The organism is Thermoleptolyngbya oregonensis NK1-22 (genome assembly GCF_032705245.1).
GTDB classification, from domain to species: Bacteria; Cyanobacteriota; Cyanobacteriia; order Elainellales; family Elainellaceae; genus Thermoleptolyngbya; species Thermoleptolyngbya sichuanensis.
This window is the reverse complement of sequence record NZ_CP053540.1, coordinates 2,226,324-2,243,264: the sequence shown is the minus strand read 5'-3', so window position 1 is coordinate 2,243,264 and position 16,941 is coordinate 2,226,324. Positions and strand designations below refer to the sequence as shown.

Here is a 16,941-nt window from a genome sequence, read left to right as displayed (position 1 = left end):
CGATGGATATAGGCGACCTCGTGCGCCTGCGGCAACCGTTTAGCCCCGAGCCAAACAGCGAACGTACCTACAGCTATGGAATCATTGCCGGGATTGTTTGGTCGGAGGATGCATCGCCCCCGTCGCCCCCCGCAGAAATTGTGCTTTACCTGTACGATCTCGATACGCAGCAGATTTACGTCGATTCGGCTGGGCTACAGGCCATCTATGCCTTCCGTCCGGATGAGCTAGAGCTAGTGTGAGGCTTTGGATTTTGGGGTTTAGATTGGAGGTAATTGCTCAACTAGGTTGACCTGAGCAGGGTCATAGCAGAAGATGATAAGCTTTTGCCATGAAGGAACTGCCCCCCCTCGATGGACTGAGCCATAGCGAAAAGGATGCCCTGATAAGCGGGCTGTGGCAGGAGTTGCAAACGTTGCGAGCGGAGGTGGAAAAGCTGAAGCAAAAACGGGTCAAGAAAACGTCAAAGAATTCGAGTCTGCCTCCATCTCAAGGCTTTAAGCCCAATCAGAGCCGTGTTCAATCAACTTCCGTCAAGGGTGAGGAAACGAGGCATCACCGCAATGGTGGGCGGACATTGAGCCAACAACCAGATCAAGTGGTGATAGCCCAAGCTAAAAGCTGTCCCCACTGTGGGGTCGAAGTTGACTTATCAATGCAGCGATTGAGTGGGATTTACGAGCGCATTGAATTGCCCCGATTGACCCCTCACATCACCCGAGTTGAACGCTACGGTGGGACTTGTCAGTGTTGCCAAAAGGCGTATGAGGCTCCGGTTCCAGTCGGATTAGAGCCAGGGTCTCCCTTTGGTACGAGTGTTGCGAGTCTAGTCACCTATCTACGCTACAGCCATGCTATCAGCTACCAACGGTTGAGCCACTTGATGGGCGACCTTTACGGTCTAAAGCTGTCGGAAGGAGCCATTGCCAATCTCTTGCAACGGGTGCAGGGGCAGCTAGAAACTCCAATTGCCAAGATTGTGGAACGTTTACGCAGTGCTCGGCTAGTGGGTAGTGATGAAACCGGGGCGCGGGTGAATGGGAAAACCAGTGGGAATGGGTGTTTCAAAACGACCAGGTGTGTCTGCATGTGATTCGTCCCACTCGTGGCAAAACGGTCATTGATACCGTGATGGCTGGGCATCAACCGCAGATTTGGGTGTCTGACTTATTCAGTGCTCAGGCAGCCCATCCAGCCCAAGACTGGCAAGTATGTTTAGCGCATCAACTGCGTGATTGTCAGTATGCGATTGATGCAGGGGATGATTTGTTTGCGCCCCGGATGAAACGGCTGTTGCTCAAAGCCATTGCCTTGCAACGGCGACGACAGATCCTTGCCACCTCGACCGTCGAACAGTATTGCGCTCGATTGGGTGGGTCACTCCGAGAGATTCTCAACTTGCAGCCCAAATCAGTCGAGGGACAAAGGTTGCTCAAACGCTATCAGAAGATTCACGCTCATCTGTTACTGTTTCTGACCGATGAGGCAATCCCGCCGACTAATAATGCAAGTGAACAGGCGTTGCGCTGGAGTGTAATCTTTCGCAAGGTGACCAACGGATTCCGCTCAGACTGGGGAGCAGAGTTATTCGCTCAGGTGCGTTCGCTGGTCAATACTGCAAAGCGTCAGGGCATTTCTGCCTTTGATGCCATTTCTCGTGCCCTTACCTCACATCAGTTCGATTGGCTATTGGGTTGAGTAATTACGATTGGAGCCTTTGTCGCCGCAAAATGGCCGATCAACCCCCAAGCTCAAAATCTAAAATTTCCTTGCCCTCTTCCTTGCCATCGGAGATCGCATCTACTACAATCGTCCATCAAGCTGTGAAAGATACCCTATCGACGCAGCGTCCCCGAAAAATTTGCCGCTAGTCGTTTACGGCGCTGGCAGGTGTTAGCCGCACCAACCAGCACCTGACCCGTTGACAGAGTAAGCTGTCTCAGGGCTTTGCTTATTTTAGCCGCCTTGAAATTCGCTCTATGTCTTTCGGGCGGCGATTTTTCGGGGTTTCCTTCATTCCCATTTCAAGAGGAAACCCCAAATGCTTCAAATTCAATACTTTTCGGCGGCTTCCAACCCGGAGGCGGCCTCGGTTTCGCTGCCTGCTTCCCTGCCTGCTTCGCTGCCGCCGCTGCTGCCTCCGCGGCCGAGCCGCCGCCGTCTGCGCCTTTACCTGGTCGGGTCTCCCGCCGACACCCAGCACGAGATCGACCGCCTGCATCTCCTGCACTATGCCGAGCGCTTTGAATGGAGCCGCGTGGTGCAGATTCCGGAGGGCGGCATTGTCCTGCGTCCTGATGCGGGGGATGTGTTGCGCTATCTCCAGCGCGATCGCCCCCTGAATTAAAGCCATCGTCCCTTTGACTAGGACGAAGAAATTAAGGGAAGACTAGGAGAATCAGGAAAATCGGTCGCCTGCGGAGAAGACCCGCTGCTGCCGCAGGCGATCGCTCCTCCGCTCTCTGCATCTACCCGCACCCACCTGCATGACCTACAGCCTACGGATCGCCGACCTGCCGCAAAGCGAACGTCCCCGCGAGCGGCTGCTGGCCTATGGAGCGAAGCAACTTTCCGCCCCGGAGCTACTTGCCATCCTGCTGGGAACCGGCCAGGGGCCGGGCAAACTGTCGGCCGTGGGCCTGGGCAATCTCATCCTAAAAACCCTGGAAGAGAGCCACGGCAACGGACTGGCCGCCTTGCAGCATGTCGCGCCTCAGGAGTTGATGCAGATCAACGGGGTCGGCGAAGCAAAGGCAACGACCATTTTGGCGGCGATCGAATTGGGCAAGCGGGTGTTTCAGTCCCGACCGGGCGATCGCACCATCGTAGACGACCCCGCCGTGGCGGCCGCCGTCCTCAGCCAAGACCTCATGTGGCAACCCCAGGAACGCTTTGCCGTCGTGCTGCTGGATATCAAGCACCGCCTGCTGGGAACCCAACTGATCAGCATTGGCACAGCCACAGAAACCCTCGCCCATCCCCGCGAAATCTTCCGCGAAGTGATTCGCCGGGGCGCAACCCGCGCCATCATCGCCCACAACCATCCATCGGGCAACCTGGAACCCAGCCCAGAAGACATCGCCCTCACCCGCCAACTGCTGCAAGGCGCACAGGTCTTGGGCATCCCGCTGCTGGATCATCTAATCTTAGGCAATGGCGACTTCATCAGCCTGCGCCAAACCACGCAGCTTTGGAGCGAAACGCCCCAGGAAGTCTAGCGCCATCCCAACCGTGAATGGAGGCCTCCCCGATGACCCTCGCATCCAACGAACCCAAAAACGAACCCAAAGCAGAATCCGGTCTATCGATTCAGCCCGCCTCTGAACCCAAGGTCTGGACCGATGCAGAATTTATGGCGCTGCCGCAGGACGGACACCGCTACGAACTGGTGAACGGAGAACTCATTGATATGGGCAACTCAGGAATGGAACATGGCTGGTTTGCCAGCAACTTAATGATTGTATTGGGTGGCTTTGTGCGAACCCATAAGCTCGGTGTCATGTGCGACTCCAGCACCGCCTTTGCGATGAAAAACGGCAATCGGCGATCGCCCGATGTGTCCTTCGTGGCTAAAGATCGGCTGCAAGGGCTGCGGCGGCTGCCCAAGGGCTTCTTTCAGGGTGCGCCGGATCTGGCGGTGGAAGTCTTGTCGCCCAGCAACACGGTCGAAGAAATTCACGACAAAATCGTCGAATATTTTGAAAACGGAACTCGCCTAGTATGGGTGATTCACCCCGATGAGCAGTACGTGCTGATCTACCACAGCCCCAGCCCCGATCGCCTGCTGCGGCTGCAAGATGCGCTGGATGGCGAATCGGTTGTGCCGGGATTTTCCCTCGCGGTCGCGGAACTGTTTGAGGAGCTAGACTTCTGAAGTTTCGTCTCCTCATCATCCCTGATCCAACCCCTGCTCCAGCGCCATCTGAAACGCCTGGATCGCCGCAGGCGTGCCGACTGTCCACACCTGCGCCACAGCCTCTAGAATCAGCGGCTTGACTGGAAGCTCAGGAAACGTTGGGCTATAGTCAGATTCCACATAATGCCCATCATGCAGGATGTCTGTAGGCAATTCGGGCAGCCCGCCGTTCGCCAAGTTCTTCTAAAAGCCGTTCAAATTCTTCCCAAGACAGGTCAGGAATGCTGACCAGGCTGCCCGGTGCCAGGTGCATTTGGCTAATTGGCTTGGCAATTGGCGCTGTCACCATTCAAGAAACCCTCTAAAGGCTGATTGGGGCTTGCAACAGGAACTTAGGGAACTTTTATCTTCGACTCTAAACCAGAAAACCTAAACCAGTGCCTTGAGCAGCGCTTGCAGCTTTAGCTTCACCTCAGCCAGTTCGCGGGCAGGGTCCGATCCGGCGACGATGCCCGCGCCTGCATACAGCCGAGCGCGATCGCCCTCCAGCAGGGCCGAACGGATGCCGACGATAAATTCCGCATTGCCCGCCGCATCCACCCAGCCCAGGGGTGCGGCGTAGAGCGATCGCCCAAAGCCCTCAGAGCGGCGAATTTCCTCGCAGGCGATATCGCGGGGCAGCCCAGCCACGGCGGGCGTGGGGTGCAGCGCGTCCACCAGTTCCAGCGGGTGCAGTCGGGCGGGCAGGTGGGCGTGAATGGGCGTGTGCAAATGCTGAATATTCGACAAGCGCAGCAGGTCGGGGGCGGCGGGCATCTGGGGGGATAGCCCAAGACAGAGTAGGCGATCGCGCAAAAAGTCCACCACCACCTGATGTTCGTGCCGCTCTTTGGGCGTGTTCAGCAGGGTGTAGCCCAGCCTCGCATCTTCGTCTGCTGTGCGGCCTCGCGGCGCAGACCCCGCCAGCGCATCGGTCGTGAGGCGCTGATTCCGCACGCTGACCAGTCGTTCGGGGCTGGCCCCGATAAAGGTCTTGCTGCCGCCCTGGTTCACCGAGAAGATATAGCAATCGGGATAAAGCTGCCGCAGATGATGCAGAGAAAAAAGCCAGTCGAATGGACGGCGAGAAATCACGTCAACCGCGTGAGACAGCACCAGTTTTTGCAGGCGATTTTGATGAATCGAGCGGAGCGCTTTTTCAACCGTTTTTTGGAAATCATTAATTTCTAAAAATTCCCAGGATGGGGGGGCGATCGCCTCACTGCCCGCAAAGTTTAATAAGGAATAGTTTGCCTGCTGAATTTTTTGAAACTTGCGCCAGAGTGCATCGGTTAGCAGGGTCACATTAGTATCAGCATCCAGCGCTATATTTGCGGTTGCCAAACAGCGATCTGGCTGGCGCAAAATCTGCCACTCTGGCAGCAAGATCATGGCAGAGGCAAATGGTGAATGAAGGGATCTAGGTTCATCAAAAAAGGTGTAGCTACAAAAACAGCGAAGATCTGCAGGAGAGGTGATGCCTATTGGCGCAGTTTCCACCCCATGAGTTGCCATGAAACGAGGCATCCCAATTAAGCTGTGCTTGAGAAATTGCTGAGTTCTTAAAAAGCGGCGATCGCCCCCTGTGCTGAGCGACAAAGTTTTCCCAAAAGCCGCTACGGCCTCGCCTTCGTAGGGTTTTTCAAAGTAGAAATGGGGCTGATCAGAGAGATTAAATTGATGTAGAGCCAGCAGTGGATCGACCGCCTCAATCTCCTGAGAAATGCTGACCCAATTGCAACCAGACTGATGCTCAGAATCTAGGACTTGTTTGATATGCTTCTGGCATTGGGAAAGGAGTTTATATAAACTTTTGCAATCTTGAACAGGTTCAATCGGTCGGGGTGCGACTGGCATGAGTCAATGGTAAAACGGTTCGATAAAGGTGAGCAGTAAAACAGCAATGGCGGGCGCAGCCTGTCTACTACAGGTAACATACTTGGGCAAAGTCTAGCCACCGGCCCATCAGATCTGATGAAGCTGACGATTGTCTCCGACAAAGCCAAGGCCCATCAAGCGTTTGGGCGAGGGGCGATCGCCCGCAACATCAGTCACAACTCTTTACAGTTCCAACAGGTCGCCACGACCAATCGGAGAGGCGGAAAATCGTAGAATAATGAGGCTTCCAGCAGTTACCCGCCCGCAATGACGACCAAACCGACCCGACAAACTCCCTCCACAAACCTTAACTCCCTGGAACCGACACTCAGCGCTGGGTCTGCGGTCGGCCCCCACCCAGAGCAGCCCGCTAAGCCGCCTGCCAAAAAGCTCTGGATGGCAGCCCTGAAGCCACCCATGTATAGCGTTGCGATTATGCCGATTGCGCTGGGAACGGCGATCGCCTATTTTGAAAAGCGATCGCTTCAATGGGATATTTTGATCACGTTTTTAGCGGCCGCAATTTTAATTTTGATCTGGGAAAACCTGAGCAATGACGTGTTTGATTCGGAAACCGGAATTGATCAGAACAAACATCATTCTTTGGTGAATCTAACGAAAAATAAGTCTCTGATTTTTGCGATCGCCAATGTTTGTTTAATCCTGGGAATTTCAGGCATCATTTCTATTTCCTGGATTCAGCAAGATCCTACAGTTCTGGGTCTTGTCTTGCTCTGCTGCGGACTGGGCTATGTCTATCAGGGCCCACCCTTCCGCCTGGGCTATCAAGGGCTGGGCGAAATCCTCTGCTTCTTCGCCTTTGGGCCGCTGGGCGTGTCCGCCGCCTACTATAGCCAGAGCCAGTCGGGATCATGGACAAGCCTGACCGCATCCATCATTTTGGGCATCAGCACCAGCCTGATTTTGTTCTGCTCCCACTTTCACCAGGTCGCAGACGATGCCGCCGCCGGAAAGCGATCGCCCATCGTGCGACTAGGCACTCGTCGTTCGGCGCAGTTGCTCCCGTGGCTCTGCGGCAGCCTCTACGGGCTAACGGTGCTGTTTGTCATCGCAGGGCTATTTCCCATCTGGACGCTGCTCATCTTTGCCAGCCTGCCGCCCGCGCTCCATCTCTGCCGCCACGTCCTCGCCAACCACGACAAACCCGCCCGCGTCAGCAACTGCAAGTTCATCGCCGTCTCGCTGCATTTTTGGAGTAGTCTGCTGCTGTGTGCAGGGTTTGCGCTAGCCGCCTTGGGTTGTTAATCCATCAGACTTTTGCCACAGGCACCGGAGTCACGTCTACATTTCGCCCAAACAACACCCTCGGCTTCAGCAACGCACGAAGCAGCAGCCAGAGCGACTGAAACTCGCCAGGAGACTGCCGCGTTTTCCACTGCCCCGGACGGCAGAACAAGACTTCCACCAAGCGGCGCTGCTGTTCTAGGCTCATTTCTTCAAACAGAATCCGCACGGTGGGAAATTCGTCGCTTGTGCCCGTCCGTTCCACCAATCCCCAGAGCGTCAGGCTTTCTTCCAGTAGCTCGATTTGCACGGGCGGCAAATCCGGCGACGGGGGCGGAAAGCCTGCTTGGGTGAGGGCGACCTCTGCGCCCACTTCAGAAATCATGGTGGTGATGCCGTAAAACGAGCGATCGCCCACTTGCAGGCGCACCGTCCGGCGCAGGTCAAACCATTCATAGGGACTGGGGCGCGGCGCATCCAGCAAAATCAGCAGCGCAATCCCCAGCATCATCAGGTTATACAGGCTCCACAGCCAGCCCAGCCCGATGCCTTTCACCACCATCGCCTCTTCTGGCGTAACGGTCTGCTGCCATGCGCCCTTGATCATGCACATGCCCAGATTCACCCATAGGCTAATGGCCGTCAGCACAAAGAAAATCAGAATCGGCGCGGCCAGGTTCCAGTTAAACGTAAAGCGATCGCTCGCCGTGCCCTTCGGCGTGACCTTGAACCCTTTGGAAAAGGGATTCAGCATCACCTTTACAACCGTCGCTGCCAGGGGCACAGCCAGCGCCAGCGAGTAAATGTCCGACAGCACGGCGGAGCGCGATCGATAGTTCAGCCAGGAAAACACCGCAAGCTGCACCAGATAATAGGGCAAAAAGAAATACATCAGCTCCGCTGCCGTCGCCCGTAGCGGAATCACGCCCAAAAACGAATAGGCCAGCGGCATCAGCAGATAACCCACGCGGGAAATACTGGTAAACCAGTGCAGCAATCCCTCCAGGTGGGCCAGCCGCTGCAACGGCCGCAGCCCCCGAATCGTCAGCGGATTCGCCTGAATGAAAAAGGCTTGCAGCGTGCCCTGGGCCCAGCGCAGCCGTTGGAGCGCGTGGGAGGCGATATTTTCTGCTGCCAGACCAGCACTCAGCTTTTCGTCCAGGTACACCAGGCGATAGCCCTGAGCCGAAATGCGAATGCCCGTGAAGTAGTCTTCGCTGAGGGAATCGGTGACAAAGCCGCCGATTTCATCCAGCACGCTGCGCCGCACCACAAAGGACGTACCCGAACAGATAACGCTACCTGCCCCATCACGGATTGGCTGAATCTGGCGATAAAACACCTCTTCTTCGGGCGTGAGTACGTCTTCTAAGCCCAGGTTGTAGGCGATCGGGTCAGTGTTGTAAAAGGTCTGCGGCGTTTGCACTAGCGCCACCTGCGGATCTTGGAAAAAACCGACCGTGCGGATTAGGAAATTGCGGGTGGGCACAAAGTCCGCATCGAAGACCACAATCAGTTCCCCAGTGGTGCGGGGCAGGGCGTTGTTCAGGTTGCCTGCTTTGGCGTGGCGATTGTCGGGGCGGGTGATATATTCGCAGCCCAGATCCGCCGCTAGCGCCTGGATTTCGGGACGGCGCGTGTCGTCTAGCAAATAAACCGTTTTAGCCGGATAGTCAATCGCCTGACAGCCGATGACCGTGCGCTTGAGGATAAAGGCGGGTTCGTTGTAGGTGGGGATGAAAATATCGACGGTTGGCGCGTACTGGGCGGTTTGCACGGCTTGGGAAAGGGCATCGGCTTCGGAACGGCGATCGCGCACCTTCAGCATCAGCGCCAGTTGGATAATCGCGCTGCTCAGCATTAATAGTTCCAAAAACAGCAGCCCCAGGCTAAACACCCCATTTAGCGGCGTATTCAGGTTTAGCGTGCTGGCCACTCGCCACAGCACATAGCGCACCGTCAGCACCAGCAAAATCGTCACCACCACAGTTCGCGACCAGGGACGCGGACGGGGCGACAGCGCCATCACCCCCATCACCAGCAGAAACAGCGCCACGGTGGGCACTAGCAGGTATTGCCCCGTCACCATCGGCACTTCTAGCCAGAGCGGCGGGTTCTGCTGAATCGCGTTGATCTGGGCGAAGATTTTGCTAATCGTGCCCTGCCCTGCAAACCAGAGCGCCACAATCACAAAGGCGATCGCCACCACGCTCAGCAAAATCAGCGTCGTCAACTGCGGACGCATCGGCGCAGGTCTGGATCGGGACACCTGCTGACGACGAATTTCAGAAGTAGTCATAAAAGATGAGTCCTCAATCTGACATCGGCGATTAAGCAAAACCGCTATTCCAAACCCAATGTCCTGACGTGCCAAGCGTTACAAGTTTCGCTCAGCCAAGTGTAAAGCAGTACACTGTCCCCATTTAAATACGAACCCAAGACCAAAAAGGATTTGAGAATGACTCAGAAATCTCCAAGCCATCAGTCTTCTCCCGCGTTCTCAGTCCATCCCAATGCCTAATCCAGCGCGATCGCCCAGGTAAGCCGTATCGGTAAACCCTATAGGTAAGCCATAGGTATATCAGCCAGCCCTTTCGCTAACTGTTGTCTCGCTAACTGTTGCATGGGTAACGCCGTACAGATAACGCCGAGTTCCTGTAGCGTTCTTGACGAAGCACCCCTTATGATTGCCCATAATCTACTGAAACCGATAACCCAAACCGATTGCTCAAGCGGACTACTCAAGCGGATTACTCAAACCGTACATTCCCACAAATTGCTGAGAACAATCTGAGTGTGCTGTGGACATCCTGAAGTGCTAAGTGTGCTAAAAACATCCTGAAGTATAAGGCTGAAACCAGAGAGACATCCTGAAATATAAGGCTGAAACCCATCCGGATTGATCTGGCAAAGCTCCTCTCAAACCATGCCACACGCTTCAAGGTGCGACAATTAAGCTCTAACGGTGAAATATCTACCTGAATTTGGCCCGAGATCTGGTTCGATTACCTCTGGCTTAACCTTCCATCAAAAACCCGTATCGCAGAAATCTAGAAAATCCCGCATAATCTTAAGAGAACGCAACAGTCTGGTGTTTGCACAAGTGCGGCGATCGCCGCGATTAGCCCCTAACCAAGTTCAGGAGACGGTTCGCCTATGGCCATGATCGAAACCAAAACCGAACCCATGGTGCTCAACATGGGTCCCCATCACCCTTCGATGCACGGGGTGTTGCGGCTCATCGTTACTCTGGACGGGGAAGACGTGGTGGACTGTGAACCTGTGATTGGCTATCTGCATCGCGGCATGGAAAAAATTGCCGAAAGCCGCACGCCTGTGATGTACGTGCCCTACGTCAGCCGATGGGACTACGCAGCGGGCATGTTCAATGAAGCGGTTGTCGTCAATGCCATCGAAAAGCTGGCTGACGTGCCCGTGCCCAAGCGCGCCAGCTACATCCGCGTCATCATGCTGGAGCTAAACCGCATCGCCAACCACCTGCTGTGGCTTGGCCCCTTCCTAGCAGACGTGGGGGCCCAAACGCCCTTCTTCTATATTTTCCGCGAACGGGAAATGATCTATGACCTGTGGGAAGCTGCGACCGGCTACCGCATGGTGAACAACAACTACTGGCGAATTGGCGGCATTGCGGCTGACCTGCCCTACGGCTGGGTGGACAAGTGCGCCGACTTTTGCGACTACTTCCTGCCCAAGGTCGATGAATACGAAAAGCTGATTACCAATAACCCGATCTTCCGCCGCCGCGTCGAGGGTATTGGCACCATCACCCGCGAAGACGCGATCAACTGGGGGTTGTCTGGCCCAATGCTGCGGGCTTCGGGGGTCAAGTGGGATCTCCGCAAGGTCGATCACTACGAGTCCTACGACGACTTTGACTGGGAAATTCACTGGGAAACTGCGGGAGACTGTCTGGCGCGTTACCTGGTGCGGATTCGCGAAATGCGCGAGTCGGTCAAGATCATTCGCCAGGCCCTGGTAGGCTTGCCGGGTGGCCCCTACGAAAACCTGGAAGCCCAGCGGATGAATGCCGGCCCGAAGTCCGAATGGAACAGCTTTGACTATCAGTTCATCGGCAAAAAAGTTGCGCCGACGTTCAAGATTCCCAAGGGTGAAAACTACGTCCGCATTGAAAGCGGCAAAGGCGAAATCGGCATCTACGTGATCGGCGATGACAACGTGTTTCCCTGGCGCTTCAAGATCCGCGCCGCCGACTTCAACAATCTGCAAATCCTGCCTCACCTGCTGAAGGGCGTGAAGGTGGCAGACGTGGTGGCCATTTTGGGCAGCATCGACGTGATTATGGGTTCGGTTGACCGATAGCGGGCCGAACAGGACACATTGCACAACTTGCCATAGCACCACATGCTACGTGCCTGGTACGGTTTGCGCTTGGTTTCCGCCAGTTTTATTCATCTCTGCGGCTCGAGACAAGGGTTTCGAGCCGTTTTAATATGCTCTCGTGGTTCGTTTCTTTGCAGAGCAGTAAAGGACTTAACTAGAGGCTGGATGGAACCTGATCTAGGGCGATCGCGTCATAAGGGCTATCTTCACCTGATGCATCCCGGTTCAGCGTCGCTCAGCGTTTTCTTGGTCGATTTCTTAGTCGATTTCTTGGTCGGCGGTTCACCCGTTTGGGTCAATCTTGTCCAAATGGATTGACTTACACATTCCAACCAAGGATAAATAAGTATGTTTACATTTAGGTAAGTATGTTTACATTCCACGATCTGCTCAGATCTTTTTGGGCGGCGTGGCGGGTTTCACAGTTCCGGTGCGTAGAGTCTGGCGCAGGGTTCTGAGACTTTCCGAAATTCCAGCAGCAATGGCTGGATCACTAGAAACAACAGCCTCTTTGGAAGCGCGTTCGAGTTCGATTCACGTATCAGAAAGCTCGATGGAATTAGCAACAACACTGAGGGGGCATACCGTCCACAACGCGGTGCGTGAGGTCGGCATCAACCCCAACTACTGGTATCCCGTTTACTGGGCTGAAGATTTGCAGCCAGGCCAGGTGGCACAAGTGGTAGTCTGGCAGCAGGCGATCGCCCTCTACCGCACCCCCGATGGACAGGTCTACGCGATGGAGGATGCCTGCCCCCACAAAGGGGTAGAGCTACACAAGGGCAAAGTCAAGGGCGATCGCCTGGTGTGCCCTTATCACGGCTGGGAATTCAACTCAGACGGGCAATGTGCCCACATTCCCTATCTGCCGCCCAATCAGAAACTACCCTGCGCCCAAGCCCGCAGCTACCCAACGCGAGAGCGCTACGGCATTCTCTGGGTGTTTCCGGGTGACCCGTCCCTAGCGGAACAGGTCGCCATGCCCCATATGCCGGAATACGACGACCCTGCCTATTTTCAAATCCCCATTCCGGGACATTTCCACGCCCATTTCTCGATTTGCAACGAGAACACGATGGATGTGTTTCACGGCTATCTGCACGAAAACCTCCAGGGCTGGTATGACCCGAAATTGCTCAAGCTAAAGGAGTCGCCTAATTCCGTTCTAGCAGAGTATGAGGTGAACTATGACGGCTGGATGACCAAAGCACTGGGGCTGAGCGAAGACGGCGGCAAAACCACTCGCATCGTCTCGGTTCATTACCAATATCCGCACTACACCAGTTCGCTGGAGGGCGTGTCCTCGCTCTACCTCAATCGGTTGCCCGTGGGGCCCAAGGAAACTCGCTCCTTCTCGATCCTGTTCCTCAAGCTGCCCCTGCCGCAGTGGTTGGTGCGTCCCATCCGCAAGCCGCTGATGCTGTTTGTGCGGCGGTTTGTGTTTATGAAATTTCTCCTGCAAGATGTGGAGATGATGGAGAGCGAGCAGCGGGTTTTCACGTCAGATCCCAAGCGACGCTACGTGGAAATCAATCCAGCGATCATTGCGCTCCAGCGTGTCTTTTTGCGGCAGTATGAGCAGTTTCTGCAACAGTCTCAGGGATTCTCTGAGTCGTTTTCTGGAGCGATCGCCCCAGCAGATGTAGCAGCCAGTAGTGAAGGAGAAATGCCGCAGCCTGAGCCTGTTTTGGCAGACTCGGCAAGGCGTTCGGTGGACACTTCCAATGGGAGGGGTGAACTGTAACAATCTCAAGACATAGATTAATCTCCTTCTGGCAGAGTAAAGGAAAACTCTTATTGTAATTATCAAAAAGCGCCGCCGGAGCAGCGCCAGAGGTCGAGAATTTACCCAGAAGCTCAACCAGGTTTCACGAGTGTCGATATAGCGCCAATGGACTTAGCAGCATGAACTTAGCAGCATGGATTCAGCAGCAATGAGTTAAGCCAAGTCTAATCATCCGAGGGGCTAGAGAAGATACGCTACTCAATTCAGTTAGGTGAGGGGAGTTTACTGTGCAAGTTATCAAGGAATACGTTCAGCGCTGGTATGAGAGCGGGCTAGACCCGGATGAATATATCTGCCATCGCAAACAGGGCAACCTGGTAGAAATTGAAGAGGCCGATACAGGCCGTCGCCGCATGGTGCTGACCTTCTGCACAAACGATGTGCTGGGTCTGGTGCAAAGCCCTGCGGTCAAGCAGGCAGCCATCGACGCGATTCTGCAATTTGGCACGTCGAATAGTTCAACCTCGGTGCTGAGCGGACGAATCGACCTGCACCGCCAGCTTGAAGATGAAATCTCTGCCTTTAAGCATCTGGGTCATACGCAACTGTTTTTGAATGCGTGGATGGCCATGCAAGCGCTGATGGATGCGTTTTGCCATCAGGCGATTCCGGTGCCAGGGTTCCAGAACACCCGCGAGACGCTGATCATGACCGATGTGCTGAATCACGGCTGCATCGTATCGGCGATCGCCAATGCGGGCACTCGGTCAGGCAAGCTGTTTGGCCACAGCCCTGCGGTGCGTGTGCGAGCCTATCGCCACTGCGACATGGAAGACTTTGCCCGCAAGCTGAAGCGCTATGCCAAGCCGGGCGATCGCATTTTGGTTGTCTCCGATGCGGTGTTCTCGATGGATGGCGACATCGCGCCCCTGCCCGACATGATTGATATTATGTCGAAGTATGAAGACACCACCCTGGTCATGGACGAAGCCCACGCCAGCGGGTCGATCGGCGCGACGGGTCGCGGCATCTACGAACACTTTGGAATTTTGCCGCAAGATGCGCTGGATAAGGGCGTAACGCCGCTGATTATGACCACCTTCTCGAAGTTTGGCGCGTCGGTGGGTGCCGCCATCAGCAGCCCCGTGGCAGAACTGAAGCCGCTGCTCAACGTGTCGCCCTCTTCGATTGGCACCTGCTCTCTGGCTCCCCCGCTGACGGCAGCCGCGCTGGAAGCCGTGCGCCAGGTGCGCCAGCATCCCGAACTGGTGCAACGTCTGCACGATAATACGCGCTATCTGCGGAATCGTCTGGCAGAGAATGATTTCCTGGCAATTGGTGAAACCAACGTGCTGCCCGTCCTGCTGCCGCCGGATCTGAATCCGAAGGACTTTGCGCGATCGCTCGTAGCCAATCACGGCATCTGGGTTTCGCCCATCTGGTACATTGCCAAGCCCCGACTGCGGATCACGGCCAACGCGCTGCACACCCGCGAGGAAATGGATCGCCTGGTGTCTGCAATGGTGGCGGTGCGCGAGGAAATGTCCTATAAGCCTGCGGCAACCATCAGCGCCTAGTTCAGCACATCGTTCAGGCGTTTTGAGGTTCTGGGCATTTTGAGAAAAGCAGGGAACTGGCGATCGCCCTTCTCTGAACGCTAAATCGAACCTACCTTGCATCGCTCAAGAAAGACGGCGGCAGAAAGTGTCGCCGTTTTTGTTTTAGGCAACCAAGGGGGCGATAGAACCAAGATTGAACCAAGATTGAACCAAAACGTTTGCGTCTAGCAGCGCGAAATAGGAGAATGGCGCAGAAGCAGTTGTCGATTTGCGGCTACTTGGGGCTGATTCGCCGCTGCAATCCATCAAGCGCTATGTTAGATACTCCCGTCGGCTGGTTGGTTTTGTTTTTAGTGGGCACAATGACGGGCACCCTGTCGGGGCTGCTGGGCATTGGCGGCGGGCTGATTATGGTGCCGATTCTCACGTTTTTTGGGCTGCCGCTGGTGCAAGCAACGGCGACGAGTCTGGTTGGTGTGCTGCTGAGTGCTTTGTCAGGGAGCTACCAAAACCTGCGGACGGGTGCGCTGAGCTGGCGCGTTTCTCTGCTGCTGGCGGTGTTTGGCATGGTGACGGCGCAGGTTGGGGCGTGGCTGGGCGATCGCCTTCCCGATGCCTCCCTGTCGCTTGCCTTCGCCGTGCTGCTGCTGGTCACGATCTACCTCATGGATCTCCGCCGCAAGCTCGCCCAAAAAGAGCGTCAACTGAAAATTCCAGCCCCTGAAACAGTTTCAGCACCCGTTTCGACCCCTGCCAATGCGCTCCCGCCCATCGCTGGAATCGGCCTCCTCGCCGGAATTCTCTCTGGCCTCTTTGGGGTGGGGGGTGGCGTGGTCATGGTGCCGCTGCAAACGCTGTTTCTGGGCGAAACAATCAAGTCTGCGGTGCGAACCAGCCTGGGGGCGATCGTACCAATTGCCATTTCAGGACTAGCGCAACATGCCTATAACGGCAACGTGCTGTGGATTGCGGGGGTTTGTCTGGGGCTGGGCGGCATTGTCGGCGCTCAGGTCGGCACGCGCCTTCTGCCCAAGCTGTCCGATCAAACTGTGAATCGGCTGTTCAAATCCTTCCTGATTGCCCTAGCAGTCTATATGACCATGCGGGGTGTAAAAGGGCTTGGGGGCTAGGGTGCAAAGGGTTGAGAAGAGCATAGAGCAAGTCTAAAATCGGGCGATCGCCCTCCATCCTCAAACCTCCATCCTCAACCCTCCATCCTTAACCCAATTGCCCTAGATAGCAAAACCTATCGCAAAACTTAGTGATATTTTTTAGTGATATTCTCGAGCTTTTTGCGCTATCCTGCGATCGCTCCAAATTCTCACATTTCCAAATTCTCACATTTTCCATCCCCTATCCTCCTCGACCTTGCTTGACTCGATCTGGCTAGATTGGTTCGCCGTCCTTGGCTATGTCTCCCTGGCGCTGCTGGTGTGCTGGCGCGTCTTGCAAACGCAGCCCAAGAAGTAGCCTAGACAATGCCTAGACAATGCCTAGACAGTGCCTAGACAGTGCCTAGACAGTGCCTAGACAGTGCCTAGAAAATATCGCTCTTCAGAAAAACGCTCCCAAAGGTCTTCATGGCAAAGAAACCAAAGCATGATCTGAAATGGGTGAAAGAAACCCTCAGCCTGCCCGAAAACCACAACTGGAAATCGCAAGATGGCTACAACATTTTCGTAGCTGGACGCGGTGCCGTGCGGTTCGACGTTCCCGAAGATTGGATCTTCGAGCCAGATGAAAAATCCTTCAAGTTTTTTGACGGCAAGCCGCCCAACGACAACTGCCGCCTGGAGGTGTCCTATAACCTGCTGCCAGAGGGCGACTGGACGCTGTTTCCGCTGGTCAGCGTGATGAAGGAACTAGTCGAAAAAGACGAACGCAACATTTTAGAAAAGGGCGAGATTATCAGCCTCAAACGACAAACCGCCCGGATCGTCTGGACAGAGTTCAAGTTTCTCGATTCGCAGGAAAATCGCGAAGCCTACTCGCGTACCTGCATCGGGTTGGGGTCAGGGGTGCAGTGCCTAATCACCTTCGACTATTGGGTAGACGATGCCGAGCGGCTCACGCCCGTTTGGGACGTGGTCATGAATACGCTGACGCTGGGGTTGTTTATCCGCGACCCCAGGCAGGGCTTTGCGTTTCCTGATTAACACTTCCTGATTAACACTTCCTGATTAACGCAATGTGCAACTTTGCCGATTCCCTTGTGTGAATCGTTGGGCGGCGGCGCTGCCCAGCGATTCACGCTCTTAGAAAAGCATTTGTGCAAG

Annotated in this window: 16 protein-coding genes and 1 pseudogene; 13 read left to right on the top strand and 4 right to left on the bottom strand. The window is 55.2% G+C overall.

From position 1 onward, the window contains the following. Nucleotides 1-2: 2 nt before the first annotated feature. From HNI00_RS09710 to HNI00_RS09685, 5 genes and pseudogenes are all read left to right on the top strand, one after another. Nucleotides 3-242 carry a hypothetical protein gene (locus HNI00_RS09710; protein WP_316792832.1) on the top strand — a complete coding sequence of 80 codons (240 nt, stop codon included), beginning with the start codon at nucleotides 3-5 and terminating at the stop codon, nucleotides 240-242. Nucleotides 243-331: 89 nt separating this feature from the next. Beyond that, nucleotides 332-1,698: pseudogene (gene tnpC / locus HNI00_RS22115) on the top strand (IS66 family transposase). A 343-nt stretch (nucleotides 1,699-2,041) separates the two neighbouring features. Next, the gene (locus tag HNI00_RS09695; protein ID WP_316792830.1) at nucleotides 2,042-2,347 is read left to right on the top strand and encodes a hypothetical protein; all 306 of its coding nucleotides are present in this window, start codon (nucleotides 2,042-2,044) and stop codon (nucleotides 2,345-2,347) included. Between the two features lie 139 nt (nucleotides 2,348-2,486). Then, the gene (gene radC / locus HNI00_RS09690) at nucleotides 2,487-3,218 is read left to right on the top strand and encodes a RadC family protein (protein ID WP_172354108.1); all 732 of its coding nucleotides are present in this window, start codon (nucleotides 2,487-2,489) and stop codon (nucleotides 3,216-3,218) included. A gap of 134 nt (nucleotides 3,219-3,352) precedes the next feature. Then, the gene (locus HNI00_RS09685) at nucleotides 3,353-3,874 is read left to right on the top strand and encodes a Uma2 family endonuclease (protein WP_420156341.1); all 522 of its coding nucleotides are present in this window, start codon (nucleotides 3,353-3,355) and stop codon (nucleotides 3,872-3,874) included. Nucleotides 3,875-3,889: 15 nt separating this feature from the next. Here HNI00_RS09685 and HNI00_RS09680 read toward each other — a convergent pair whose 3' ends face one another. From HNI00_RS09680 to HNI00_RS09670, 3 genes are all read right to left on the bottom strand, one after another. Further along, nucleotides 3,890-4,069, bottom strand: coding sequence for a hotdog family protein (locus HNI00_RS09680; protein ID WP_316792827.1), 180 nt, complete (start codon nucleotides 4,067-4,069; stop codon nucleotides 3,890-3,892). Then, on the bottom strand, nucleotides 4,047-4,205 hold the full coding sequence (locus HNI00_RS09675; protein WP_316792825.1) for a hypothetical protein: 159 nt from the start codon (nucleotides 4,203-4,205) through the stop codon (nucleotides 4,047-4,049). Before HNI00_RS09675 ends, HNI00_RS09680 begins: the two co-directional genes overlap by 23 nt. Before the next feature lie 80 nt (nucleotides 4,206-4,285). Beyond that, nucleotides 4,286-5,410 (bottom strand): isochorismate synthase, encoded by a 1,125-nt coding sequence (locus tag HNI00_RS09670; protein ID WP_316792823.1) that lies wholly within the window; start codon nucleotides 5,408-5,410, stop codon nucleotides 4,286-4,288. A 459-nt stretch (nucleotides 5,411-5,869) separates the two neighbouring features. Between HNI00_RS09670 and HNI00_RS09665 the strand changes: the two genes are divergently transcribed. Next, complete coding sequence (locus tag HNI00_RS09665; RefSeq protein ID WP_156435391.1) at nucleotides 5,870-6,007, top strand: hypothetical protein; 138 nt, start codon at nucleotides 5,870-5,872, stop codon at nucleotides 6,005-6,007. Nucleotides 6,008-6,169: 162 nt separating this feature from the next. Next, the gene (gene menA / locus HNI00_RS09660; RefSeq protein ID WP_420156340.1) at nucleotides 6,170-7,039 is read left to right on the top strand and encodes a 2-carboxy-1,4-naphthoquinone phytyltransferase; all 870 of its coding nucleotides are present in this window, start codon (nucleotides 6,170-6,172) and stop codon (nucleotides 7,037-7,039) included. A 4-nt stretch (nucleotides 7,040-7,043) separates the two neighbouring features. Here the strand turns inward: menA and HNI00_RS09655 are convergent, their stop codons facing one another. Beyond that, nucleotides 7,044-9,317: a glycosyltransferase family 2 protein gene (locus tag HNI00_RS09655; protein WP_316792819.1), complete on the bottom strand. Its 2,274-nt coding sequence runs from the start codon at nucleotides 9,315-9,317 to the stop codon at nucleotides 7,044-7,046. Between the two features lie 857 nt (nucleotides 9,318-10,174). Here HNI00_RS09655 and HNI00_RS09650 point away from each other — a divergent pair. From HNI00_RS09650 to HNI00_RS09625, 6 genes are all read left to right on the top strand, one after another. After that, nucleotides 10,175-11,359, top strand: coding sequence for an NAD(P)H-quinone oxidoreductase subunit H (locus HNI00_RS09650; protein ID WP_316792817.1), 1,185 nt, complete (start codon nucleotides 10,175-10,177; stop codon nucleotides 11,357-11,359). 186 nt (nucleotides 11,360-11,545) lie between these two features. After that, a complete protein-coding gene (locus HNI00_RS09645; RefSeq protein WP_172354100.1) occupies nucleotides 11,546-11,698 on the top strand; it encodes a hypothetical protein in 153 nt (50 codons plus the stop codon). Between the two features lie 235 nt (nucleotides 11,699-11,933). After that, nucleotides 11,934-13,124, top strand: a complete 1,191-nt coding sequence (locus HNI00_RS09640) for an aromatic ring-hydroxylating dioxygenase subunit alpha (RefSeq protein WP_316792815.1) — start codon at nucleotides 11,934-11,936, stop codon at nucleotides 13,122-13,124. A 269-nt stretch (nucleotides 13,125-13,393) separates the two neighbouring features. Next, a complete protein-coding gene (locus tag HNI00_RS09635) occupies nucleotides 13,394-14,683 on the top strand; it encodes an aminotransferase class I/II-fold pyridoxal phosphate-dependent enzyme (protein WP_316792813.1) in 1,290 nt (429 codons plus the stop codon). A gap of 296 nt (nucleotides 14,684-14,979) precedes the next feature. Further along, entirely contained in the window at nucleotides 14,980-15,795 is an 816-nt protein-coding gene (locus HNI00_RS09630; protein WP_316792811.1) for a sulfite exporter TauE/SafE family protein, read from the top strand. Nucleotides 15,796-16,245: 450 nt separating this feature from the next. Then, complete coding sequence (locus HNI00_RS09625) at nucleotides 16,246-16,821, top strand: hypothetical protein (protein WP_316792809.1); 576 nt, start codon at nucleotides 16,246-16,248, stop codon at nucleotides 16,819-16,821. Nucleotides 16,822-16,941 lie beyond the last annotated feature (120 nt).

Excerpts from the sequence above, each read along its gene's own strand:
- HNI00_RS09655 (WP_316792819.1), bottom strand. The coding sequence starts at position 9,317 with ATGACTACTTCTGAAATTCGTCGTCAGCAGGTGTCCCGATCCAGACCT.
- HNI00_RS09645 (WP_172354100.1), top strand. The coding sequence starts at position 11,546 with ATGGAACCTGATCTAGGGCGATCGCGTCATAAGGGCTATCTTCACCTG.
- HNI00_RS09670 (WP_316792823.1), bottom strand. The coding sequence starts at position 5,410 with ATGGCAACTCATGGGGTGGAAACTGCGCCAATAGGCATCACCTCTCCT.
- HNI00_RS09710 (WP_316792832.1), top strand. The coding sequence starts at position 3 with ATGGATATAGGCGACCTCGTGCGCCTGCGGCAACCGTTTAGCCCCGAG.
- HNI00_RS09695 (WP_316792830.1), top strand. The coding sequence starts at position 2,042 with ATGCTTCAAATTCAATACTTTTCGGCGGCTTCCAACCCGGAGGCGGCC.
- HNI00_RS09650 (WP_316792817.1), top strand. The coding sequence starts at position 10,175 with ATGGCCATGATCGAAACCAAAACCGAACCCATGGTGCTCAACATGGGT.
- HNI00_RS09675 (WP_316792825.1), bottom strand. The coding sequence starts at position 4,205 with ATGGTGACAGCGCCAATTGCCAAGCCAATTAGCCAAATGCACCTGGCA.
- HNI00_RS09640 (WP_316792815.1), top strand. The coding sequence starts at position 11,934 with ATGGAATTAGCAACAACACTGAGGGGGCATACCGTCCACAACGCGGTG.
- HNI00_RS09630 (WP_316792811.1), top strand. The coding sequence starts at position 14,980 with ATGTTAGATACTCCCGTCGGCTGGTTGGTTTTGTTTTTAGTGGGCACA.
- HNI00_RS09665 (WP_156435391.1), top strand. The coding sequence starts at position 5,870 with ATGAAGCTGACGATTGTCTCCGACAAAGCCAAGGCCCATCAAGCGTTT.
- radC (WP_172354108.1), top strand. The coding sequence starts at position 2,487 with ATGACCTACAGCCTACGGATCGCCGACCTGCCGCAAAGCGAACGTCCC.
- HNI00_RS09625 (WP_316792809.1), top strand. The coding sequence starts at position 16,246 with ATGGCAAAGAAACCAAAGCATGATCTGAAATGGGTGAAAGAAACCCTC.
- menA (WP_420156340.1), top strand. The coding sequence starts at position 6,170 with ATGGCAGCCCTGAAGCCACCCATGTATAGCGTTGCGATTATGCCGATT.
- HNI00_RS09685 (WP_420156341.1), top strand. The coding sequence starts at position 3,353 with ATGGCGCTGCCGCAGGACGGACACCGCTACGAACTGGTGAACGGAGAA.